Source organism: Ureibacillus sp. FSL W7-1570, from assembly GCF_038593265.1.
Classification (GTDB): domain Bacteria; phylum Bacillota; class Bacilli; order Bacillales_A; family Planococcaceae; genus Ureibacillus; species Ureibacillus suwonensis.
The window spans coordinates 832000-857851 of sequence record NZ_CP151979.1; the positions used below are offsets into that span (position 1 = coordinate 832000).

Annotated in this window: 19 protein-coding genes and 1 CRISPR repeat array; all 19 genes read right to left on the minus strand. The window is 34.8% G+C overall.

Annotated features, from left to right (window positions below; genetic code table 11):
- Window position 1: 1 nt before the first annotated feature.
- Complete coding sequence (locus tag NST13_RS04110) at window positions 2-1135, minus strand: type III-B CRISPR module-associated Cmr3 family protein (RefSeq protein ID WP_141603298.1); 1134 nt, start codon at window positions 1133-1135, stop codon at window positions 2-4.
- The gene (gene cas10 / locus NST13_RS04115; protein WP_342581483.1) at window positions 1116-2756 is read right to left on the minus strand and encodes a type III-B CRISPR-associated protein Cas10/Cmr2; all 1641 of its coding nucleotides are present in this window, start codon (window positions 2754-2756) and stop codon (window positions 1116-1118) included. The genes NST13_RS04110 and cas10 overlap by 20 nt, the downstream gene beginning before the upstream one ends.
- Window positions 2753-3658 (minus strand): type III-B CRISPR module RAMP protein Cmr1, encoded by a 906-nt coding sequence (gene cmr1, locus NST13_RS04120; protein ID WP_141603300.1) that lies wholly within the window; start codon window positions 3656-3658, stop codon window positions 2753-2755. Before cmr1 ends, cas10 begins: the two co-directional genes overlap by 4 nt.
- Window positions 3659-4945, minus strand: a complete 1287-nt coding sequence (gene csx2 / locus NST13_RS04125; RefSeq protein ID WP_141603301.1) for a TIGR02221 family CRISPR-associated protein — start codon at window positions 4943-4945, stop codon at window positions 3659-3661.
- 16 nt (window positions 4946-4961) lie between these two features.
- Window positions 4962-6155 carry a CRISPR-associated protein gene (locus NST13_RS04130; RefSeq protein WP_342581484.1) on the minus strand — a complete coding sequence of 398 codons (1194 nt, stop codon included), beginning with the start codon at window positions 6153-6155 and terminating at the stop codon, window positions 4962-4964.
- A gap of 266 nt (window positions 6156-6421) precedes the next feature.
- A CRISPR array of direct repeats spans window positions 6422-8725; the repeat unit is 29 nt; unit sequence TTTCAATCCCTCATAGGTAAGATCAAAAC.
- 178 nt (window positions 8726-8903) lie between these two features.
- Window positions 8904-9167, minus strand: coding sequence for a CRISPR-associated endonuclease Cas2 (cas2, locus tag NST13_RS04135; RefSeq protein WP_141601270.1), 264 nt, complete (start codon window positions 9165-9167; stop codon window positions 8904-8906).
- A gap of 74 nt (window positions 9168-9241) precedes the next feature.
- On the minus strand, window positions 9242-10252 hold the full coding sequence (cas1b, locus tag NST13_RS04140; RefSeq protein ID WP_141601271.1) for a type I-B CRISPR-associated endonuclease Cas1b: 1011 nt from the start codon (window positions 10250-10252) through the stop codon (window positions 9242-9244).
- On the minus strand, window positions 10249-10764 hold the full coding sequence (gene cas4 / locus NST13_RS04145) for a CRISPR-associated protein Cas4 (protein WP_328215952.1): 516 nt from the start codon (window positions 10762-10764) through the stop codon (window positions 10249-10251). The genes cas1b and cas4 overlap by 4 nt, the downstream gene beginning before the upstream one ends.
- Window positions 10765-10776: 12 nt before the next feature.
- Window positions 10777-13113: a CRISPR-associated helicase Cas3' gene (gene cas3, locus NST13_RS04150; RefSeq protein WP_342581485.1), complete on the minus strand. Its 2337-nt coding sequence runs from the start codon at window positions 13111-13113 to the stop codon at window positions 10777-10779.
- A 62-nt stretch (window positions 13114-13175) separates the two neighbouring features.
- The gene (cas5b, locus tag NST13_RS04155) at window positions 13176-13901 is read right to left on the minus strand and encodes a type I-B CRISPR-associated protein Cas5b (protein WP_342581486.1); all 726 of its coding nucleotides are present in this window, start codon (window positions 13899-13901) and stop codon (window positions 13176-13178) included.
- Between the two features lie 12 nt (window positions 13902-13913).
- On the minus strand, window positions 13914-14876 hold the full coding sequence (cas7b, locus tag NST13_RS04160) for a type I-B CRISPR-associated protein Cas7/Csh2 (RefSeq protein WP_342581487.1): 963 nt from the start codon (window positions 14874-14876) through the stop codon (window positions 13914-13916).
- On the minus strand, window positions 14876-16630 hold the full coding sequence (locus NST13_RS04165; RefSeq protein WP_342581488.1) for a TIGR02556 family CRISPR-associated protein: 1755 nt from the start codon (window positions 16628-16630) through the stop codon (window positions 14876-14878). The genes cas7b and NST13_RS04165 overlap by 1 nt, the downstream gene beginning before the upstream one ends.
- Before the next feature lie 46 nt (window positions 16631-16676).
- Entirely contained in the window at window positions 16677-17456 is a 780-nt protein-coding gene (cas6, locus tag NST13_RS04170) for a CRISPR-associated endoribonuclease Cas6 (protein WP_342581489.1), read from the minus strand.
- Between the two features lie 414 nt (window positions 17457-17870).
- Window positions 17871-18023, minus strand: coding sequence for a hypothetical protein (locus NST13_RS04175; RefSeq protein WP_342581490.1), 153 nt, complete (start codon window positions 18021-18023; stop codon window positions 17871-17873).
- 468 nt (window positions 18024-18491) lie between these two features.
- Window positions 18492-19217 (minus strand): IS21-like element helper ATPase IstB, encoded by a 726-nt coding sequence (gene istB, locus NST13_RS04180; RefSeq protein ID WP_096550005.1) that lies wholly within the window; start codon window positions 19215-19217, stop codon window positions 18492-18494.
- A complete protein-coding gene (locus NST13_RS04185; RefSeq protein ID WP_342581491.1) occupies window positions 19214-19411 on the minus strand; it encodes a hypothetical protein in 198 nt (65 codons plus the stop codon). Before NST13_RS04185 ends, istB begins: the two co-directional genes overlap by 4 nt.
- The gene (istA, locus tag NST13_RS04190; RefSeq protein WP_342581492.1) at window positions 19401-20630 is read right to left on the minus strand and encodes an IS21 family transposase; all 1230 of its coding nucleotides are present in this window, start codon (window positions 20628-20630) and stop codon (window positions 19401-19403) included. Before istA ends, NST13_RS04185 begins: the two co-directional genes overlap by 11 nt.
- 415 nt (window positions 20631-21045) lie before the next feature.
- Complete coding sequence (locus NST13_RS04195) at window positions 21046-24009, minus strand: DEAD/DEAH box helicase family protein (RefSeq protein ID WP_342581493.1); 2964 nt, start codon at window positions 24007-24009, stop codon at window positions 21046-21048.
- A gap of 3 nt (window positions 24010-24012) precedes the next feature.
- Entirely contained in the window at window positions 24013-25842 is a 1830-nt protein-coding gene (locus NST13_RS04200) for a site-specific DNA-methyltransferase (RefSeq protein ID WP_342581494.1), read from the minus strand.
- Window positions 25843-25852: the final 10 nt, after the last annotated feature.

Consider the following 25852-nt stretch of genomic DNA (forward strand, 5'->3'; position numbering starts at 1 on the left):
TTTATCCCCCTTTAACGACTCCAGAAATAATTGAAAATCCGAATCCTTCTTGTATTAAATCATCCGAAAAGTGAAACCCGTTCGCTAAATTCATTAATTTTGAAATTTTTTCTTCATCAATGCGTACATATACCACCGTCCCAGCTGGTACCATCCACTGCCTTTGTTTTGGACGATTGCGAACAATATCCCATCCACCAAATACTTCAGGACGGCCAACTGCCCAAGCAATCGGTTCCACTGTAATATCATTAGGAAGTACTAATTTGCCAGTCACTTCATCAAAACTTCCTGGTCTGCTTCCTTGTTTCCAAATCGAAGGCGTTAATAGAATAATTCGAGCTATACAGTTTTCTCGCAATTGATTTTCAATTTCCTGAAGTTCTTTACTGTTCCAAAAAAATGGATGCTCATATGAATTCTGTTTCACAATCCAAGGTCGGCTCTCGCCGCCAAGCCTCGCAAATCGTACATTTGTAAAATCAGGAGTGCGATCAATTAATACTTCAAGACTGCAATCCGGTTTCATCGATAGCATGTTCATTCGATACAGATATTCATTCTTTGCTTTTTTGTTTACATAGTCTACATGTATACCGACCTTTGCATATTCATCAACAAAATCATGTGTAATTAACAATCGATGAATAGGTGTTTGATTTAACACCGATTGTTTCCACTGATCAAAATAAGCAAATTTACCCTGAGCATTTTTTGATTTTTTATTTTTTACTGTTGCATACAATGCCCAATCTGTTGAATTTGACGACTGAAAAAAATCATTTTGTTTTATACGAAGCGGATATCCTGTCAAACTTTCATCATCTTCTACAACTTGATAATCGAGAGGTAACGGTAATACAAGTTGATTTTTCTTACTTATAAATAATCCCTTAATACGAAAATCTCCGTGAGTATCAGGACTTCCCATCCAGCGCTTTAGTTCTTCGTTTTCTTCTTTAGTAAAGCTTTCAAATGATGAATTTGTATAAATATAAGCACTTCTTAGTGCGTTATAAATCGTGTTTGGTCTAGGAGGAAAAAAGCCAGTCATCGTTGTATCGCTGCCAGCATCAGCGTAAGCATGGCCTCTGAAAAAAAAGGAATCGACCGGTTTAAGCGTTATCGTCTTCATGGTTATTACCGCCTTTATCTTGTTTTTCCATTCTTTTGAAAAAGGTTAGCATTCTTAATAACATAACAAACGATTTAACAGATTCCATGCTTTTATATAGTGCCATTAACTTTTCCAGTATATTAGTTAATTCTTTTTCTTCTTTTTTTACTTTCATTGAGCGTCTAAGCAGCCGACGTAGTTCAAATTCAACCATTAAATGTTTGTCTTTACTATCATAATCATTCAATGGTAAAAAAACTTCAGAAAATCGATAGATAAAAGTATCGGATAAATCATTGGTCAATAATTCAATGATTTCGTTTAATAGATCCGAAGTTTGCATTCCGTCGATTTGCCAAGGAACGACAGTTTCATGTTTTTCCGAGCGAGTATGTATACCGATTGCCAAAGCATTTTTTTGTTGATTTTGTTCTTGATGAACGTAACTTTTTGCGCGATTTTCTAATTTTTTTGCTTCTTGCAACAACAACTGCAACGGCGCTTTTTTATGACCTATTACCAATCCTACCGAAGCTGTTGCTCCTTGTAATCCGCTTCCTTTCATACCGAATTTTTGTCTTAGTTCATTCGCAACCTGTAACGCTTTATCTACAGGCAAAAAAGCTAGAACGTCATCGCCGCCTGCGTAAACCAAATACCCTTCTTCTTTCCGTACTACTTCGGGTACGACGCGTCTAGAAAAAGTTGCTAATGCGTCACTAACCTTACCTGCTTCTTCAGCAGTGTTGCTATTAAACCACGAACCCATATTGTCTCCGTCCATCGAAAGAATTGCAAAATACGTGTATTTTCCAGCTATCTCAATGACCGATGGATAAAACTTGAAAGAGGAGGCATTTCGATATACTTCTTTAAAATAATCCCGTGCAACCCGTTTTCCTAAACAAATGCTGCATAAATACTCGTTATCGCGGATTCTACCGTCATCTTTTCCTTCATCGGTTCCTTTAAACTTTTCATTTCTATGCTTCCAAGTATTTTTTACTTTATTTTTCAGTTCATAAATTGTTTCATATTGATCAAATGGCTCCATACATAAAGCATCGCGCTGGGCACAAACTGTGCAAGTAAATCCACTTTCTATGAGTTGATGATAAATTTTGTCATTTTTAACCGCACTTAATCGCGCTTCAAGTGTTGATTTTTCTTCACGATAATGGCCGTTATATGGTTGAACAACCCAATATACTTCTAGCAATTGCTCAATTTGATGATTGGCCTGTTTCAACAATTGATCAGTTTGGATATGTTTTGGAAATACTTCATTGATTGCATAATGGCAAATTTTGTTAAACTCCCGTCTAACAACTGAATCAACTTTTTTTAATACATTCGTCGTTTCATCCAAAGAACCATTTACAAATGCCGTGAATCGGTTAGGCCAAGAAGCAACATTTGCGTTGTACCCCGTTTTTTTCATTGGATTTAAATCATCTTCCGATGCTTTGGGATAGATAAACTCAACCTTCAAACCTTGACTGCATAGAGTTTCCATTGCTCTTTCAATTAAAAAAGAAAGAATAAAACTGCCGCTCCATAAATCTTCAGTTTTGCGAGCGGAAGCAATAAAACTTTGAACAGGCCCGATCGAAAAAACTACCATTTGTTTTTCACTCATATGCTCACTCCTAGTACTTCTAAAAACTCATTGCGTTCATTCTCGTATTTTTTCATATTTGTTATTGATTGCGATTGAAGTTCTGTTATAACAGGATAATATTTTCCACCTATTTCTTTTACTGAACCCCAGAGAGGAGAAGCAAATCTTTTTTTATTACGTTTTTTATCTGATACTTGTCCTAACATACCTGTCTGATTTTTACTGGATGCTTTAGCATAAGCTATAACAACATCCCAAGCCGATGTATATGGTCTCCCGAACCATATAGATGCAATCGTCGGATGAGATAACTTTTCATAGTTTCTAACCTTCAATGAATGGCTTGAATTAAACATTACATCAATCCCAAAATAGTTTAATGTCCTCATTAGTTCATTTATAAAATCATCAATATCTTCATATTCCGAAAGTTGAATCGAGCCAAATCCGCGTCTTGCTCTTTGTCCCATACTTCCTAACATTGAAAACAAATGAAATACATTTTCATAAAAAGCTACATCTTCATTACGTTTTACCAACATTTTTACAGGAATTTCTTTTTGTTCTGGCAAACATGTCATTGGAGAACTATTCTTATGAGGTAATACAAATTTTTTATAGTTTCTAACAATCCAAGGTTTTTCAACAACAAAAGCAACTGGAGATTTTTGCGCATTAACAGATGTTCCGCCAAATTTTTTTGTTTCAAGTTGTAAAAGTTCTTTTGGTTCATCCATGTGTTGAACAGCACGCCACCAATACCGAATTACGCCACGCAATGAAGGAATCCGAAATTCTGCTTCAAACTGACTTCCAGAGGCTCCATGTACTCCTAAAGGGGTTATCGTTTTCAATTGATACGTTTTTGATTGCAGTGCAGTTTTATTTAATGCCAGCTCTAGCAACTGGGAATGATTCATTTATGTCACCTCAGTTCGGCTATTTAATGATTTTGACATTTCTTCGAAAAACGGCCGCAAATTATCTAATGATTCTTTTAATGCTCCTTGAAAACTTTTTGCTTGAAATTGTCTTTCTTTGTTCATTTCAGCGTGGTTAATGTTGTTTCTATACTCTCTTAATTTTTGAAAAGGTTTTAGCATTTCTCTATAAGGTTTTATTTTTTTAACAACTTTTTTCATGAATTCAATGTCGCCTTGCCACTCTTCTTCAGGCTTTTTGTCTAAATATACATTCAATGAAGAGGAGACCACATCTCTCATATCTTTATTAAACTCATCTACTTTTACTAATTTACACAATACAGTTATTACCGATTCAACTAAAATAGTAAGCCCTTGTTGAATTAATCCATGATCATAACACCATTTTGACATGTAATAATAATTCATGATTTCATCATCAGAAAAATTTTCAACTTTCTTTTCAATTGTATCAATTAGTGGAATTAATTGACGGAAATGTTGGTTTTCAGAGTGTTTTATTTCTTCAGTTTTTTCCTTCCATTTATTTATTTCTGTTTGTAAGCTATTAGCTCTAGCTGTTTCAAAACATAAACCAACTGTATTTAACTGATTAATCAAGTACTTAACATTAATCAATTCACTTTTTTTATCATCTTTTTTATGTTTGAGTTCCTGATTTACAATCTCTAATAAAACAGAAGCATTTCCAGTACGAATAAATTGGTCAGCACCATTTGTCCAAGTTAGTAAATTAGTCATACCTGTCAAATCTACAATGGGAGCAATTCTTTCTTCTACATTTATTTTTTCTATTTCTGGAATTCTACCTAATTTTTCAATCCAGCCATACATTAGCCCACCAAATTTTGCGCCTTTCACAACTTTTGCATAATTGAGAACAATTAATGCGACGATTGGATTAGTACGAAAGCTATGAGTCACGTCAAAAAAAATTCTATCTCCATATTGAATTTCATCCATAATTTTCTCAAACAATGTCCAAGTTGCATCTTCATCTTGTTCACTTGGAATCGGAACATTTTTTACTTTTGCTTGAGGTGCTATTTCATTAAATGTTTCTTGTAAACCAGACCAATTAGCTTCTTCTGCTTCTTTTGTACAAAAAATAATAACTTCAAGGTTATCGACATAAGAACTAATGTGCTCATAAATAGCCGTTTGTATATAACGAGTTAATTTAGAACGTTTATCGTTATACTCATAGTAGCATGGTATGTATTTCCCCGTACCTAAAAAAGACATCAGTAGATTTCGGGTCATAATAACTCCCTCCGATCTATAAATATTTCCCCACAATTTCTTCCGTTACATCGCGAAAATCGGCTTCATCGTCATAAATCCCTATTCCTTTTGCAGCCTCTCTTTCGTAACGATCGTGATTTAACCATAAGTAATTGGCATATAACCGTTGATTTGATGAATCATACCGATAAGCCAACCGAAATACATGCCTTCCATTACTAGCACCTTTGTATAAATGATATTTCATTTTTGAACGGTCGAGCTTATCAAAATCTTTTTCATGCATCAATTCTAAATCAGGATGTTCGTGCAGTTTAATTTTTTTCACTAATTCCTGCATTTGTTGAGCAACAAAAATAGATTGATCCTGCTGATTTTTTATCAAATTTCGAACTTGATCAGACAAATAATACTGTGTATTGAAAATGTGGCTCCGGTCGCTTTGTTCTAGTAAAAATTGACCAAATGGAGTTAAGCCAACAAGACCTTCTTCAATCTCAAAAACATAGGGATGAGATGAGACGATTTCTTTTTCTTGATGATGCAGCTTTTCAAATTCAATAAAATCATTTAAACATTTGCGAAGAAGTGTTGCATTCCCCTCGATAAACTTTTCCACATCGATAGGAACCCACGGAATTTGAATCAGTTGTTGCGCATGTTCATTTACGTAAACCGTCGGATATTTCAAAATAGAGCCGACAATATAACCATAAGAAGTCATAAACTTATATCCACCCAATGGAACAAAGCAAGTAGTATTGGGTTCCCCTTGACGTAATGCATGCGTTAATTTAGACATATATTCTCCAATTTGTCGATTCAAGATACTGGCATTCGAAACATCAAATGTGACATAAGTAACCATTATATTCGCATTAAAATCTTGTCTAAATAAATAGCTTAATAATCGTTCAGCCATATAACCGCCAATACTGTTCGTCACAATAAGAACAACGGTTGGTTTTTTATGTAGCTTCCCAAATTTTTTTAAAGAATACATTGTTGAATATTCTGCGCTAACCTGATTTGGCTCTAGTTTGTTTTGCTTATGTTTCCTTATACATAAATGAAGCCACTTATTGATAACATTTTCAGTTTCTTCTGATATCTCTGTATCAAATAAATTAAGTGATTTTTCCTTAAATTTATCAAAATTATTAAAACAAAAAAAATTACTTGAATTATTAAAAGACGTTCCGCACGTAATAACTACAGTATGATACATTACAACAATTCCTCCAAAATTCTTACACAATTTCCACTTTATTGCTAATTATATAATAACTTTGACACATTTTTTCGGAATCCTTCATTAATTTAATAATTTTGTAAAAATTCAACAAAAATATGGGGAAAATTGAAATTTTACAAAAAAAGTGAGGAAAAAATGAGGGAAAAAAGCATAAAAAATTTAAAAGGTAAATGAATGGAATTTTATTTGGCCTTTTGTAAAGTTGACTAAGAAACAAAACAAAGAATCAAGCCTTTAGCCAACAATTCCTCATAGGTAAGATCTAAACATCGTACACGTCTATATGACGTGTAAACTCATTATGTTGTTTCAATCCCTCATAGGTAAGATCTGAACAACAGTTATTAGACAACCTGGATTGCATTGAGCGTGGTTTCAATCCCTCATAGGTAAGATCTGAACCCCGAATCACTTGTCTTTGCCATTCAATTTGCTCGGTTTCAATCCCTCATAGGTAAGATCAAAACCAGCATCAATCGTATCAATTTGTTCTCCAAGTGGTAATTTCAATCCCTCATAGGTAAGATCAAAACGTACGTGTGTAGTGAACTTCCACTCCTTCGTATTCGCATTTCAATCCCTCATAGGTAAGATCAAAACACAAAAAGTTTTCAAAGTGTCACGTTCGGACAAAAGCATTTCAATCCCTCATAGGTAAGATCAAAACCAGGAAATAACTGTAAATAAGCAGTTAGATACTGGAATCTAAATTTCAATCCCTCATAGGTAAGATCAAAACACAAAGGCGATTATGCAAAACAGGTAGCAGATGAAAAATTTCAATCCCTCATAGGTAAGATCAAAACAAACTTGAAGGGCTTGAAGGCGCTGCGGAGAGAAGCGAAATTTCAATCCCTCATAGGTAAGATCAAAACTATATGACCCATTCACTCTTATTGAGTTAGACGAAGGATTTCAATCCCTCATAGGTAAGATCAAAACAAGAGAACGCAAGGAATTATTAAGACTCAAAGCCGAATTTCAATCCCTCATAGGTAAGATCAAAACGTTGATACTACATACACAGTATCTGTTTTTGGGGATGGATTTCAATCCCTCATAGGTAAGATCAAAACCCATACAATCGACCGTAGTATGCAGTGCGGAATACGGATTTCAATCCCTCATAGGTAAGATCAAAACACAAACTGAAATGAACTAAACCCGTCGACAATGCTGAATTTCAATCCCTCATAGGTAAGATCAAAACCGGTTGATTGTCGAATTAGCGAGTGCTTTAATTCGGGTTTCAATCCCTCATAGGTAAGATCAAAACTCGAAAAATTACGCGAATTAAGTGGAACAGAAGGCGGTTTCAATCCCTCATAGGTAAGATCAAAACCTAATATGGTATCCATCCACATCTGCATCAGTTCCAAGTTTCAATCCCTCATAGGTAAGATCAAAACAACGACTACGTGAAGCACTTGAATTTTATGCTGACGAGTTTCAATCCCTCATAGGTAAGATCAAAACGAAGTTCCAGCGATTGAAATCGAAGTGCTCGGCCGGTTTCAATCCCTCATAGGTAAGATCAAAACCGGCAAGCGGAACAGAAGCGTTGCAAGCATTGGTCGAGTTTCAATCCCTCATAGGTAAGATCAAAACGAATGGTATTTATGAGTATAACTATGTTATCGAAGGTTTCAATCCCTCATAGGTAAGATCAAAACCGCAATCCACCAAGAATCGAAACCTGTGACGGCCATGGTTCAATCCCTCATAGGTAAGATCAAAACTTTTTTCAACCCCCTACGCCTTTGTTAATATTATGAGTTTCAATCCCTCATAGGTAAGATCAAAACAGTGGGCGCAACTTTTCTTTTTCAGATGGTCGGTCTAGTTTCAATCCCTCATAGGTAAGATCAAAACATTAACTCCAAAATAATTCGTCAAAAACGACGGATTATGTTTCAATCCCTCATAGGTAAGATCAAAACGTATCGCTCCACGTTTTTGCAACTCTCGCACACCGAGAGTTTCAATCCCTCATAGGTAAGATCAAAACGGATTTGTAGAAGGTCTACTATTTGCACAGGAAATTCGTTTCAATCCCTCATAGGTAAGATCAAAACGGTCAATCACGGAACATCATTAGAAATCGAGGACATCTGTTTCAATCCCTCATAGGTAAGATCAAAACTTGGATTCGATGAATTCGCTTATACCTTCACTGATGAGTTTCAATCCCTCATAGGTAAGATCAAAACGTTGATTTGAAAAATCCGGATATCGACAAAATCGAAGATTTCAATCCCTCATAGGTAAGATCAAAACGGCTTGAAGATTGGTTAAAAGACAAAAAAGAACAGTATTTCAATCCCTCATAGGTAAGATCAAAACAATTTGGCACAATTTCACTATTTAACTGCGTATAGGCATTTCAATCCCTCATAGGTAAGATCAAAACCAAAGACGATTACAATTTACCAAACGTTATGAGCGCATTTCAATCCCTCATAGGTAAGATCAAAACGTGGTTTTGGCACATACATCTTTTTTCGATAGTCTGCATTTCAATCCCTCATAGGTAAGATCAAAACCCTAATAAAATCAACATTTGTTAGCTATATAGTAACTTTTTATTAAAAAATAGTCAATTTGAAATTTTAGTGAAAATAATGAAATTCATTGATTTTATTGGGATTTCTATAAATTATACAAAAATAACTTGTCGTCGATCCCTCGGGGTTGCTGTCGTGAGACCGATCGACGACAAAATTAAATCAAAAAATCTGTCGTTGCTTTTTCTTTTCCCATGATTTCTCTTCCGGTATATTTTTGCGAACGAAACGTATATAAAATAACGGAATCTTCATCATTATCAATTAACATTTCTAATTCTTTTTTTAATTTTACCAGGTTGGCTTTTGAAATTTCTCCTTCAAACACAGAATTTTGTACCCAATGTAAATATTTTCTACAAATTTTTAACGCTTTTCCTACTCTTTTTTCTCCAACGTCATATACAAGGATCACAAACAACGACCAACCCTCACTCTCTGAATCTCAAGCTAAAGATGATTCATATAAATATATTCATTTGCAAAAGATTTGTCTTACCACAACGAAGTATATGGCTCGTAGGGTTTTTCTCCTAAAATATGTTTTTGGATTTTGTATAATTCTAATCGGATTAACCGACGGTATGATACGTTTCTCCCTAAATGCCTATGATTGACTGTCGTTCTCATTCTTGTTTCGAGCTGTTCTATAAATGTTCGTCTTCCTTTCTCATTTAATAATATTCCGCCGGTATGTTCTTTTTCAAAATCTTTTTGTGTGATCATTTTTTTATTGATTAGTTGAAAAATAAGGCGATCGACCATGATTGGTTTAAAAATTTCAGCCACATCTAAATTCAAAGTAAATCTTCGAAAATTAGTGGAATGCAAGTATCCGATTCTTGGATCTAGATATGTTTTATAGATTTCACTAAGTACCATTGTGTAACACAAGGAATTGCCAAAACTGATAAGGGCATTCAATGGATTTAGGGGAGGACGTTTCGAACGTTTTTCAAATACAAAATCTTTATTGTTTATAATTTCATCAAAGCACGAATAGTATAACTCTCTGGTATTTCCTTCAAACGCCATCAATTCAGCTATTGTTTCAATTTCATTGATTTTTTCCATAAGAACATTAATTTTTTCAATCACTTCGATAAACTTTTGGTTGCTTTCTTTTCGACGATTCGCATAATAACGTAACACTTGCTTCATTTGATTCATTGAGCCTTTCACAAATCTTCTCGCCAAGTCGATTCGTAAATCTTCATTTAAGTAATGTTCGCTTTGTTTTAATATGACATGCCCTGAGTTTAAATGTTCACGAGGATAGAACGTTCCGCTGTAGTAACCATAGTAATTGAAAAAGTGAACGCAAATTCCTTTTTGGCTTAAAAAATCGAGTAATCTTGTATTTAGATCAACTTCTGAAAAAATAAAAATGTCGTTCGTATCTTCAATGGGTATAAATTTTCGATTGCCTTCAGCATCTTCAAAATATAATGTGTTGTCTTTTCGTCTGAACTTGCCGCTTCGTAAAATGTACAGCGTTTTCTTCATTCATCTTCACCTGCCCAACAATATTCCCGGTAAGCACATGAACGGCAATACTTGATTTTTTTCGGCGGTGGAGGAACAGGGTACTTTGCTATTTTTTGAATTTCGGAAATCGCTTCATGCAATTGCTTGCGGTTTTCATCTGTTAAAACAACGGATTCTTTCTTTTTTTCTTCAGAAAACAACAGCTCTCCTTTTGCTTGAATTCCCATTTTTTCAAGTTGATCTAAATAAAACAAAAGCTGAAAATAGCTGCTTTCTCTAAATTTTGAAGTTTTCTTAATTTCCTGAACAATTACTTCATTTCCGACTTTCTTTATCCGATCAATTTTGCCGCTGCCAATATCGACTTCTTCTTTCCCGCGCTTGCTGTAGTACTCGTGTATAAATCGGCCGATATCGATATTTTCGTCTTCCTGATCGGGAATAATATTATGCATCATGAGCCACAACTCACGTTTGCAAATAAAGTAATACCAAATATACGTTCCGGTGATTGGAAATTGACTATCCATCCGCGTCACCACTTACCAAATTAATGATGTTTGTTCTGTTTTATAACCGAGAGTTAAATCATAATAATCTTCTAATTGAGTCTTAGTCAGGTAGCCGATTCCATTAACAATTGGCGGTTTATTGTCTACCTTTCTTGGAATGGAAATAATGTATTGATAAAAGTCAGCTTTAATATCCCTAAAAGCTTTCTTCCGCTCCCATTGATCTTCAATTTTTAATATTTTTTCATAATGTTCAAATAAAGATTTCGCTTTTTCATCAAGCTCTAAAAATACTTCCATTCTGTCATACTGCTCCTCAATTAACTGAAAATGAGAAACAGGAATTCGATCTGCATCTTTTTCACCGTCGAAATATAATGTTTGAATCCCATTCAATAGTGCCAATGACTCTTTATTAGCCGTTTTTGCTTGCAATTGTTCAAAATATTGCTCTATGAACTGAAAAAACCGTTCTTCTGGTATTGCATCATTCTTTAATAATTCTTGTGTAATATTCAATCGAATTCCATCATAGATGTAATTTGCAAAACTCTTATAACCATCGGTTAAATGTGCAACATGTATTTCTCCTTTTCTCATTCCATGACGATTACATCTCCCAGCAGCCTGTTGAATAGAATCAAGCGGCGCTAAATCTCTATATACAATGTCAAAATCGATGTCAACACCTGCTTCAACTAACTGTGTACTTACTACTATCTGATATTTTTGTTTTTTAATTTCACCAATTCTTTTCAATCGTTCAATAGGAGGAATGTGAGTAGACAAAAACGTTATCTTTTTATCAGGTACAATCTCTTTTAATTTTTTGTATACTTCTTTAGCTGCATCAATCGTATTTAATATAAACAAATATGTCTTAGATTCGTTGATGTTTAAGGTATTTACAAATTGTTCAATCGTCATTTTTTCTTTTATGTGAGAATGCAACATCACTCTTGACAGACCTTGATAATACTTTGGGGCATCCACTAACGGCCGCATTTCATCTTCTTTAAAAATGGCAGGAATGGTTGCTGAACTAAACAGGAAATAGCAATCTAATTCTCTAGCTAAAACTTTTAATGTTTCACGAACAACGAGCCAGTATTTGTGCGGAATCGCTTGCACTTCATCGATAATGAAAATCGAGTGGGCAAATCGATGAAACTTTCTAAGCGATGCATTTTTATTAGAAAAAATCGAATGAAATAACTGAATAAAAGTTGTCAATATGATTTCTGCATTCCATCCTTCAACTAACAGTTGTGCAGCATTGTAGTCATATTGATGATAGCCTTCTTCATTTTTTTGAATCGTGTAGCTTAAATCTGACAAATGATGATGCGTAAGTAACAACGATTGGTCCATTTCGATTTCGTTAATATTAAATATTTCTCGAATCACTTTTTCCGTCTGATCAATGACGCTTAAAAATGGAAGGCTGTAAACAATACGTGATGTAACTCCTTTTTCTTGTTCGATTTTTTTTCGCAAATTTAAAGCAAATTGAAATGATGTCAACGTTTTTCCAAAACCTGTCGGCAATTGCAGCGAATAAAAATGATGATTTAAGTCAATGTTCAGGGAATCGACTTCTTGAAATGCTTTTTCCCTAAGTTCATTTAGATTGCGATTATCCCAATTCTGTTTTCTTTTGTAATTTATAACAATGTCGTAATTAAGCTTTCTTCTTTCTGGAAATAACCCTTTTTGGAGAATGCCGACTTCAGATTTGTCCGCATCGATAAGGATGGAAAATAAAAAGATATATTGAATATACAATTCAATTGGAACTTTCTCGCGATTATATTTCATAATTTTTCTTCGGATTTTAAAAGATTCATTAAATAAATCTTCAACCCATTGTAAACAGGTTTCTTTCGATAAAGGCTTGTATAATGAAAAAGATTGAAACGACTGATTTAGCTTTTCAAAATCGATTGCATGAACTTGCTTTTGTAACAGTTCTTTTTCGTTTTCATGAAACTGCTTAAACTCATCCAGCCAATTATTCAATTGGCCATGATGTTTCTTTACAATTAAAAATGCAAGTAAACGCAATCGTTCGTCATCAAATTTCAATTCAGATTCATATTGTAAAAATTGGTATAATAATAACGCTGAAATCAAACTATGATTTTTGAGCATACCTAAATCATTATTTTCTTTCCTAATGTATTGTTGAAAATATCCAGTTGCTTTTCCAATGTCGTGAAATAATCCAATCATATTGGAAAGTAGAAATAAGTCATTCATATATAGACGTGAAAGACGTTTTTCATCAAAAAACTTTTCAATTTGATGTAAAACCCCCTGTACATGTTTTTCTAATGGATAGTTCGGGTGAGATAATAGTTGGACCACAAGCATGTTCCTCCTCTCTCACGTATAAGCTAAAAAGAAAGCACGTTCATTCACTAAACGTGCTAATTGATAAAACAAATATGTTCCGATTGGCTCGTTACGTAGCTATGATCCACTAGCACTTTTATCGGTTTTCCAGTTGATTCAAAAATAATTTCTTCGTAATTTGAAACAACACGGTTAACATCCATTTCAGTTGCAACAGTTTCTTTCATGTATGTTTTTCCGTCTTCAATTAAAAGACCGTTTTCTTGAATCATGGAATGCTTCAAAACAGTTGCCATTTCTGTATAATCGTTTGACTCGGTTTTATGAACTTCTTCTATCGTTACATATTGAAACTGCGCCAAACATTCACTCAGTCCAAGCGACACAGTGTAAACCGATTTATGTTGAGATACGTATTCGATTAATCTTTCAAACAGATTTTCATCGGATATATGGATATAACACCGATAGCCAGGATCTTTTAAAAACTCTGTTCGTATCTGTGTTCTTGGACCTTCTCGTCTTTGCTTGGGAATCCATATGTTCCCTTTTGTATTAATATGATTTAACCCTATCCTCGTTTTTTTCACAGGTTTCAATATTTTAATCCCATATCTAACCGTTTGATGATTCAATTTCTCTAAATAAAAATTATTTTCTTTCTCAAACCCTAAAATCGCTCCTAAAATGCCGTACATTGCGGTAGGGGGAATGATTGAATATGTTAGCGGAGAAGAAGTTGAAAAATATTTACGAAAATGTCCAAAATCACCCCATAGATCAAAAACTAGCACTTTCATGTTTCTTCACCCTTAAAAATCCAATTCCCTAATTGAGAACCCTGCCTGCTGCAAACTGTTTTTGATATCCGTAGACAACTGAATCCGTTCATCGACTTTTACATCGATTCTTTCAATTTTATTTTTATTTTTGTTTAAAACATCTATGAATCTATCAACATCAATGATAAATTCGCTGACATCACGAAGTTCTTCATCATTTTTATCCGTTTTTAACGACAGGTACTTATCCAGTTCTCCAATATGGAAATGTTTTTCTTTATAAACAACGTTTATTAACAGTCTAGGAACTTGTCCAACTTTCGAGCGTGAAATCAAGCTTTTTGTTCCATTCCACATTGCTTCCAATAACGTGTCAATATCTTCTTCGGTTAATCTAGTCGTTTTTGCTGCTTCCTCATTGACAATTCCGTAAAAAGCAATCAATGAATACGGAAGCACGTATTCTTCGCGAAATGTTTTTTGTGTCGATTCACTTCCAGAAGCGAACGCACCTGTTCCTTTTATATACTCCATTTTTACGCGATGAAGCGATTGTCCCATTTTGAATTGAACTGGACCTGTATGAGTAATCGAACTTTTCTCTTTTGATGATTTTTCCACTGGCAAAGTTACACCAAATAAGCGAATATCTATACAAGAAGAAAGAACCTGAACATTAATAATTTCTTTCATTTCTGCTAATGACAATTTCTCTTTTTCAAGTTTTTCTCCATCTTTTATCAAAAAATCTTCAGCACGTTGTTTTGCATCCTGAATATAATCTTTCTCATCTACTATTTCACGAATAAAAATTTCCAACCCTTTATATTGATGTAAAAAATCGCGGATCGTGCGTTTTAATCTCACATCTGTAACGATGTTTCGCCCCGTTTCTTCATCGATTCTCGGTTTATTTTCATCAACCGGATCCCCATTTGGATTAATCCATTGAGCATCATACAAAAACAATATTTCTGAACGATTCGTTAGCATTATTGAATAACCTCCTCTTTTTCATATAAAACTTCTTTAACTTTTGAAGCTAAACTCATTCCACAAACAAAGTAGAAATTGATTTCATCGATTGATAGTTTCCACTTTTCATTAGCTTGCAAAAATAGAGAAGATATTTCTTCCGCCAATTCTTGTCTTGGTTTCGTGTAGGCATCATATTCAATGAATTTGTTAATAACTTTCGGGAGCAAACCTTTTATTGACTGTTCATCCATTTTTAATCCCATTAACTGTTTAAGAAACGGTTTTGAATTGCGTTTTTTCTGTTGAACTTCCAATAAAATTTGCGTCATCGAACCTAATAAAAAGATGGCTCTTTTTTCATTTGTATTTAGTTGTTTACCAAAAACTTCAAAAATGTTGTTAAACTTACTCATAATCATCTGGCCTCCTTCGAATTGAAGCACATTGATTTTTTCCAAAAATGACAGGCAAGCCATCGCTTGTTTGATTTTCCAATAGAAATTTTGCTCATTTTCTTTTAAAAAATCTTTGCGGATTTCTTTCATTATGTATTTCAATAAAAAATTGAGTTCCAATTGTTTGGCCTTAAAAGATGATTCGACAATTGTTAAAAAATACTTATTTAAATCAAAATTTTTCTTACCTTCATCGGATTTTGCAAAAAACGTACGGAAGAAACCGAAGTGAAAATGTCTAGGTTCATTTGTTTCTTTTTTGAATAAAATGACTTTTTCAACTTCTTCTTTTGATTTAAACAATTTTTGAAGACGTGACGGCAATACATCATCAATAACAAGCAATATGCGTTCAGCGCTTTGAATTTTTTGCATAAACAAAAATTTCAATGAAATCGTATTTTTTTGTTCAGATAGAATGTACAGTAAATCTCCTTCATCAGTCATTATTGAATTGCCGCTTTCTTTTGAAAGCTGGATCATTTTTTGTTGATTTTCAAAAATTTCGAGTATTACTTCAAAATCTTCTCCTGTATTTTCTTTGTTAATTAGAAACGATGGTATTAATAAATACGGAAGTCCATAAAATTGATACTTTAAGTGATTTTCAATATATTCCTTACCCGCTTCTACGAAACTTTTACACTCCAAACAAACCGGATAATTTCTCCATGCTGTTTCTTCTTGAAAGCCCCCCGTTATAAAACCTGGCTTATCCAATGTGTAAAATTTAAAGGCTGACATTTTTCCAATGACTGTATCTTTTTGCTCTTTACAAATGGAACAAATTTGATTATTCGCAGATAATTCCAAATCCTTTTTGTTTATGAGATATAAAAAAGTTTCCGTAAAAAGTTCATTCTCTACCGGATATAAATGATTCAATTTTACAGATATCAAACACTTATCCAAAGATTCGATTTTTTCAGATACAGCTGCTAAAATTGATGCTTGATCTTGTACTAACCTGTCATATATTTGTTCCAATTTTTCTTTGTTATTAATTCTTTTTTCTTTTAAAACTCCTCGAAACCAACCTAATATTTTTTGATCATAGGTATTTGATAAAGTAGTTATTTTGGCAGTCGGCGAAAAGTTTGCTCCTCTGGAAGAACCTGAACGAAACAAGTATTTCGAATAATCAGTTGAGACTTCTTCATAATCGACCCCTGTAAATTCAATACCATTCTCAGTTTCAGAAAGTAAAATAAACATACAATAATCATAGTTAGGATTTTCAATCATTTGTTCTAACACACTTTTATTCGATTTTTCTAACACATACCGTCCTAATGCAGCTACTGATTCAATCATCCTTTTTCACCTCCAATAATTTTTGTAACTGCCCTCCTTTTCCAATCTAATCCCTTTTAGGTAAGGTCGATTCTGGTCGAATCATGCCGAAACCTATCGAATTTTTGGAGCCCAGACCTGTATTAAGTAGAAAAGATAAATATTCCGGTTTGGCTTTCAACCGGTACATGCCTTTCCAGCCGGTAATCCAAGTCGATTTGTAATTCGTGACAACTTTGTCGCGACTGTCTACTTGAATGGGTTCGACAGAAAGGACCTGGCCTTCCTCTGCAAAGGGTTTATTGTAAAATGCTTCATATTTGCGAATAAAATTTTCCTCCAGTAAATGCTCAAACACTTTATCAAACGGTGAAAAGAAATGCGTAATTTTGCTTCCATCCCTACGTTCAAACGTTGAATATACAGTAATCGGCGATAAAGCGCGGACAACGATTTCACTATCTTGCACTTCCAGTTTGTCAAATTCCAATGATTCAACCTTTAAAGAAACGCCATTCATCTCTAAATCTGCAGATAATAATAAAAAATTTGCAGTTTTTTCCACAATATCTGGTATAATTGAACTAATAGACAGATATAATTTGTCATAAAATGTTAGTTTTTTAGTTTCTTTATCATAAGTTATATTTGACGACTGCAAGGTGCTGAATACAAACAGCTTGTACGTGCGGTTTTGATGCTGAAAACCATGTTCATGGAGAAACGTTGCTTCTTTTTGAGGCAAAATCTTGTAGACGAACGCTTGAAGCAAATGTTGGTAGTTCACTGGTACTGTCAGCGGTTTTTCCAATGAAAAAGTAATGTGGATTGCTGGAATGATAATCACCTCTTATATGCAATTGTTAACTAATCCAGATAATACCAAGAATAAAAAATGGAGTCAACGGTCGACTCCATTTTTTCTATTTTTGCAACTCATCATCTTGTAGCTTATTTTCTTCTAGGTAAGATTGAATATATGCAATTGTTGACATTTCAAACTCCTACACGGATTTGATTATAAAGTATCGAATTTCCTGGCATCTCGCAAATGCAAAAAATCGCAATTCGATTTCCTATTTTTGGGTTTACTCTCATTTCCAATATAGTTCAGCAACTATTCTTAACGAAAAATATAAATTCATCACAAATCGTGAAAATGAAGGGGCTGGGACAAAACTAGCTTCTAGATAGGAAAAAAGGGCTGAGCCCAAGGTCGATTCAATCGACTTTTCGGACAGCCCCTTCCTCTTCTTCGTCATCATTCAGCACTAAAAAAGCGCCCCATTTTTTTATAATGTTCATTAGTGAGGATTTTGTCGATTTCTGCTTCGCTATTTTCTTCCTCCGTTACAGGAAGCGTCATTCCTGCGTATCCCCAGCCATTTGACTCAAGCCATTTCAACGAAATCATCTATAAATTCATCGTATCCTTTGTCGCAGTTTACAATGTATCCGTCTAATCGGATGTCAAATCGCATGAAGTATTCCCCTTTCAATAACTCTTATCAGTTCTTCATTTGGTACTGTAATATCTTAGCTAGATTTTCTTATTCTGCTATTTCCTTTTCGGCATTTCAAACACTTTTTTGAGAATTATTCATCATGCTAATTAGAAGAATGCTCACAGTTTTTCAATCAGCCAATTGCAAATAAAAATAACCGCGCATTCATCGATACAATGCGCGACTTGTCGTTGTGATTGGTTTTTAATCCTTTAAAATCATACCCTCAATTAAATCAGTTTCGTTAATATTATCAAAAAAATGTTCCATCCGTTATGAGTGTTTTTAGCCTTTCAACATGGAAAACAGAAGGAATGTATTTTGCAATAGAAAAGTGCAGAGAAATGCAATTAAAAATGCAGAGGTTTGCCACCCATTTAATTCCTTTTCGACAATGCGTGGGACAGTCTATAGCTCTCGCCATGAAAAGAGATGATATGGGCGTGATGAATTAGCCTGTCCACTAACGCTGCTGTTAAACGAGAATCTGTAAAGATCCGGTTCCATTGACTAAATTCTAAGTTAGATGTAATAATTACGCTTTTCTGTTCATAAAACTCCGATATAATTTGGAATAATAATTCAGCTCCTTCTTTACTAAATGGTAAGTATCCCATTTCATCTAAAATGACCAAATCAACCTTCTCCATCCGTTTTCTAAATGCTGATAAACGGTTGTTACGTAAAGCTTGCTCTAATTCCTCAACTAGGTGGGCAACACGGTAAAAACGAACCTCATAACCTAGTTCACAAGCTTTTTTCCCTAGTCCTGTGGCTAAATGAGTCTTCCCTGTCCCGGGTGAACCAACTAAAACTACATTTTCTCGATTCTCAATAAATTGTAGGCTACACAAATCCTCTTTGGTTAAGTGAGGAGGGAACCGAAGTTGTTCGGTCCACTCGTAATCATGTAAACTCTTTTTATCTAAGAACTTCGCCTTTTTTATCAAGCGGATTGCTCTCGCTTTTTCTCTTAATCTTATTTCCTCCTTAAGTAGCCCATATAAGAATTGTTTCGGAGTTTCAAACGGTATTTGCTCGTATACATCCGCAACATAAGCTAACCTCAATGACTTACACAATTCTTTAATGTCCTGTTTCAATTGACAGCCTCCTCTCTAGGAGCTAATGAATCGTATTTACTCCAGTCCACTTCATAAGGATTATTATCACTAGGTAGCTTATCCTGTGCAATTAATTCATAGAACTCTTCATTAATCTTCTTCATGTCATGAGAAACTAATAAACTAGCTAGAGCTTCTAATCGTTTTCGTCGAATAATTAAATTATCTACCAACAAAAATTCTTCCCGGTAAATACTTATTATAGCGCGAATATTCTACAACCCTTGGTTTATGAATCCATGTTTTAATTATTGAAAGCCATGGTAATGCTTTTCGCTTTTTCATATATGGCCGATAGTCATCCAATAATATCTCCCCATTAGGTGAAACAATCTTTAATTGATCCCATGTTAATATCATTTGTAATTGACTATAGTTGCCACCCTTAGGGACATGAACCAACGTCTGATCCACTTTCACTTCATTATATTTGTTTACTTTAACAAGATGCTCTTTAAATACAGGATAGGGCTTTTCCGGTAATGCTAGAAGATAATCCCGTTCTTCCTGCCATAAGTCCTCAATACGTACGTTTTTGGCATAATGAATTCTATTTCTGTCCGCCTCTAATTTATGAAATAATTGATTAGTTAAACCCTCATAGCTGTCCATTATTGGAGCTGAAGTAAAAAAGTTATAGCGTATATATCCAACTTTATTCTCAACATTTCCTTTTTCATGGCCACTTCTTGGATTGCATACCTGCACATCAAAGCCATAATAATTCTGAAATTGAACAAATTCATCAGTTAATTGTGCTTCTTCATTTTTTGTCCTTTTTTTCTTCACAGCGGGGGTCAAATTATCGATTCTTATCCTTTTAGGTACTCCCCCAACCTGTTTAAAAAGAATATTGAGACCATGTAAGAAGCATTCTTGATTTTCAGCTGGTAACGGTACTGCAAATCCAGCATTACTATGAGGAAACGTCATAACTAAAGCATGAATATCCACAATTTCTCCATCTTGTACAGCTTCCATTACTCCAAAGTCTACTTGAGCTTCACCCGGAGGATGTTCTAATCTTTCATACCCTTTATCCTTTTCTTCTTGGTGAGTATTCATCCATTCAGAGATAAAGTAACAAACAGTACGATAAGAACCTTGGAAACCCATTTCCTTTAGTTCTTCAAATATTTGTTTCTTTGTTCTTCTTAATTTTTTCCTTAACTTTAAATCCTCAAAAAGCCAATCTGAAACAATTACTCCCCACTTTTCCTCATACATCATCCCTTTCTTTTTAAATGATTTCTGTTTAGGGAGTTGATCTTCATCCGCATACTTCTTAGCTGTTCGCCAATTAATTCCCATTGTTCTTTGTATTTCTGAAATAGATAAACCTTTGTTATTTCTTAAATGTTTGATACAATTAATATCAGACATTGCTAGCATCCTTTCTTACCTCCACTACCAATTGCTTGACACAATTACTGTAGTGGGACTTGGGGTGACTGGCAAGTCTTTTTTTGTTTATGCACAAAAATTTAGTGCAGGACTCTGCATTTTTCCTTTGCAAAGCTCTGCACTTTTATTTTGCCATACACAAGGAATGTGATGTACTTATTTTTTATTGTTGGTTGAATAGAGATTCAATCAAATCAATACATATGTTGTTGTGATTATTCTATTGATTTGATTTATTTTTCTATAAAATTTCTACATACCAATTGATGAAAAAGATATTAAGTTCAAATTTCCACACTTATTACTTCTGTAATTGGTTAAGAAAAAAATAAAATACAGACAAAATTTAAATGATCGAAAGCTATAAAAAACAGAAGCCAAAATAGCTTCTGTAATAAATGAATTATGGACAACTTATTGCTCGTAACATAAATCGATCAACATCTTTCTCCGGTCCTATGAATTCGATATTTGTACCGATGGCTTCAAAGTGTTTGCGGGCAAAGTCGATTTTCGCTCTTTCTTCCGGACGTAAAAATTCTTCGATTTCTGTACCTTTTGTTTCAAGAACGAAGTACAGTTTTTCCTCACCATTTTTGTCAATGACAAGTGCCCAGTCAGGATTATAGGAACCGATTGGGGTGTCGATTTTGAACCAACTTGGTAGTTTGACGTAGACTTTGACGTTTTCGTCGTTTTCAAAGCGCTGGGCAAAACTTGCTTCAATATCTGAATCATAAACAATATAGTCAAACGGTGATTTCTCACTTCGAATAGCATTGTCGTTTAAGTAGGCCAGCAGCTCTTCGTTTTGGAACAATTCGACGGCATAATACGCATCGTTGCCGATTTTGTAATATTTGACACCGTCATTGAGCAATAACCTCATTTCCCGCTGGATGATTTTCGTCACTTCTTCAATAAACTTTTGCGGGTTATTTTTAAAATCGTCAAGCCGCTTGCAGCCTGTTAAAATACGGACAAGCGTTTTGCGTGTTAAATTTGTGCGATTTTGCAATTCGGTAATTAAATCTGGTAAAGTGTGATGAACAGTTGCATAATCTTCGGCGCTTTCTCTCACCGTTTGCGCATGAATTCCTTCCACTTTGTCCATCGTCACTTGATCTTTTCGGCTTAAAATACGAATTTTATGAATCGGCGGTATTTTTTGAATGCTTGCAATGCTTTTCTTAATTAATTGTTCGCTATCAAATTCAACAGAATAGACAGTTTTATATTTTATTTTCTCCCACAACTGAATAAACTCTTCACTATCTAAAATCGCTTTATTCAATTGAACTTTTTTTCGATCGTTTGCATTTTTTATCGGCAAGCGTTGTAAATAGTGTCGTATTTCTTTTATAACCGCTTGTTTCCAAGGTTGAAACTCATCACTGAAATTTAATTCATGCTTGTCTAATGCTTCTTTTAACGATGGCTTTGCCTTTCCATTTTCATCAATATAATCATATTGTTTCAGTTCTTCATATAATTTTGCCGACAACTCATACCCCATTTGCACAGGTTCTTCTGTATCTGAATCGATATACACTAGCTTCGCAAACACATGCTTTTCGAATTTGCCAAATGTTACGCCTGTCTCCTCTTCCATTTCCTTTTGCAAAGAGGCGACAAACTCTTCATATGATTCATTTGCCATAACCGTTAACGTGTTGACGTTATAGTCTTGGACACGTTCGCCATTTTGGTTCACTGCTAAACGTAAGCCGCGGCCAATCTCCTGCCGCCTTGATACATACGTCCCCGCTGAATCTTTTAACGTACAAATTTGAAACACATTCGGGTTATCCCATCCTTCGCGAAGTGCCGAGTGTGAGAAAATAAAGCGAAGCGGCTCGTCTAAGCTTAATAAACGCTCTTTGTCTTTCATAATCAAATTGTAGACATCTGTATCCGCTTCTGTATTTCCCTTTGTATCTTTTAACCTTCCTTTTTTATCTTGCGCAAAATATCCGTTATGAACTTTCTCTACATCCATATCAACATCGATGTCATTAAATAATGTACGATATTTTGGCTTCTGAATTAATTTCTTGTATTCTTCTTCAAACATGATGGCATATTTTCCTTTAATTGGATTACCATCTTTATCATAATCACGATAGTTGGCCACTTTATCAATAAAGAAAAGACTTAACACTTTAATGCCGCGCGGTCTTAGACGCAGTTCTTTATCTAGATGCTCCTCAATCGTTTTGCGGATTTGATATCGTTTAATCGTATCGTCGTCAATATCGCCAATGACGTCACCTACTCGCAAATAATGACCGTTTACTTCAATGGACTCATTTCCTTCTGTCCAATCAATTTGTTCCACCATATAGCCGCGGTACAATTCCCGTTCTCCAGAAATATCGTATAAATCGTCCCCATACTTCACTGTTTTTGTTGTTCGTTTCACTTTGCCGCGCGTTTCAACATCAAGTTCAATTTTTGCTTTTCCTTCTTTTACTTCTACTAATTTTATATAAGGGACGTTAAATGATTCTTCAGAACGGACGGACATTACTTCAATTTTCTTTACGAGTTTTTGATTATAGGCATCCACTGCATCAAGACGGTACACCATGTTGTATTTATCGACATGGGTAGCCGAATAACGCAACGTACATAACGGATTGAGTGATGCGATCGCCTCTTTGGACTTCGGTGTCGTATCGACACTTTGTGGCTCATCGATGATGACAATTGGATTCGTTTGTTGAATAAATTCAATTGGCCGATAACCGTTTAGTCGGTCGTTCGTCCGATGAATAACGTTTGCTTTATCTTCTTTTTCCGGGTCTTCAAAACTTTTACGGAAGGCATCGATATTAATAATCATCACTTGAATCGTTGTTGCCGTCGCAAAGTTACGCACTTTATCGAGCTTTTGCGAATCATAAATGAAGTATTCTAACGGTGTACGGTTGTACAACTCGTTAAAATGCTCTTTCGTAATTTGCAAAGACTTATACACACCTTCGCGAATCGCCACAGATGGCACGACAATGACAAACTTTGTAAAACCGTAATGTTTATTTAATTCGTAAATCGTCCGTAAATACACATACGTTTTCCCGGTTCCCGTTTCCATTTCAACGGTAAAATTCATCCCATCGAGCGTTTCGCTGCGCGGCAAACCGTTCTTCATTTGGATGGCTTGGACATTTTTTAAAATTTCTTGAGAAGTAAGGTCCAAACGGTTCCCTACGCCTAATGCCGTTTGAATCATGCCGGCTTCTTCTTGCGTTCCGTAATATACGGTAAAATTGGACTGTTTCATTTGTTGGCCTTTAAAAATTTGCACAACGGAATCAATCGCCTGCTTTTGATAATCTAAGTCAGAAATAAACTTTAACTTCATGGCTTATACACTCCTAACATCCGTGATTCCGTTCTTTTTCAATGTTTGAATCGCATTTGTTTTCACTGAATCATTGATGAAACCAGACTCTTTGAAAATCACTTTTGGTGTCATGTGCTCTGACTTATGTTTCATCATTTCATTGACAATGTCTAAGTCAATTTCATTTTCTAAGCATAATAAGACAGAACCAAAACCGACGTTGTAAATGGTTTTACCCTTATAGTCAATCTCTTCGATTGGCGTTGTGAGCGGTAAGCCAATTTTTAGTAAAATTTCATACAATAAGTCTTCTTTTGTACGGTCTTCGTCTTCTTTGATGTTGTTCTGTAAATCTAAAAGGGTCTGCTCCAAGTTCTCGAAATCAGGGTCCCACGTTTTGACATTGGAAGAATCAAGCTTAAACACTTTAAAACCAATATCTAAATCCGTTTTTCCTGTTTCTTGAACAATTTTTTCACCAGCGCGGCGAATACGTTCTTTCCCGATTTCACAAATGTTTTTGTAACCGGCTTTATACGCTTCTGATTTTTCATCTGTTAATTCTGGCAACTGTACCATGATGAATTTGCGATTTCCACCGTCTTCAGCGTTTAACTGCATTACCGCGTGGGCGGTGGTGGCGGAGCCGGAGAAAAAGTCTAATACTATATCATGATCTCTTGTAGATAACTCTAATATTCTTCTTATCAATTTTACTGGTTTAGGATAATCCATTACCGACTGATTATTAAATAATTCTTTTAATTCCTTTTTAGCATCTTGTGAATGTGATACTTCTTGATATGTCCATACAGTCAATGGAGTAATAGTAGATTTTACCTCACTTAAAAATCGTTTTAAACGTGGGACATTGTTACCGTCTTTACCGAACCAAATTCGATTATCTTTACGATATTCTTCAAATCTTTCCTTTGTTAAGACCCAACAACGCCCCTCTGGAGGTAAAACTCTTCTTCCACTTGGTGTAATTATTTCATATACTTTCTCTTCAACAACTGGACCTACCGATAAATCTCCTGACATCCAAGGTCCTCTAGGATCATTATCAGGATTAGAATACCTTCCATCAGCATCTTCACTTCTTGATAGGCCATAGAGTAATAAACTATCAATTTTTTTAGCGTAACATAAAATAAAATCATGGTTACGAGAAGCAAACTTATTCATATTAACAGGTGCAAAAGCTCTTTGCCAAATAAAAGTTGTTACAAAATTGGTTTCACCAAATACCTCATCACATAATTTTCTCAAATTTGCTGCTTCCGTGTCATCAATAGATATAAAAATAACCCCGTCCTCTCTCAACAAATTCCTTGCCAATTTCAATCTCGGATACATCATATTCAACCAATCAGTATGGTATCGTCCGCTTGTCTCCGTATTCGCTTTTGTTGTTTGTTGTGTCATTTCTTTATAGTTTTTAATGTTATCCCTGAAATCATCTTTGTACACAAAGTCTTTCCCCGTATTATACGGCGGGTCGATATAAATCATTTTAATCTTGCCAAAGTATGATTTTTGCAACAACTTTAGTACTTCGAGGTTGTCTCCTTCAATATAAAGGTTTTCCGTTGTATCCCAGTTTTTGCTGGATGCTTTGTCTGGGCGGAGTGTTCCCGTTGATGGCGTTTGTGCTAGTTTCATCGCTTGCGTTTTGCCGTGCCATGTGAATTCATATCGTTCATTGCGTTTTTCAATTTCTTCTCCAAGCACAAGTTTTAATTTTTCAAAGTCGATTTTTCCTTCGGTCACGACTTCCGGGAACAACTGCTTTAACGCTTCAATATTTGTTTTCACTAAATCCATCGATTTTCCGTCTAGTTTTTCCATGATGGTTCTC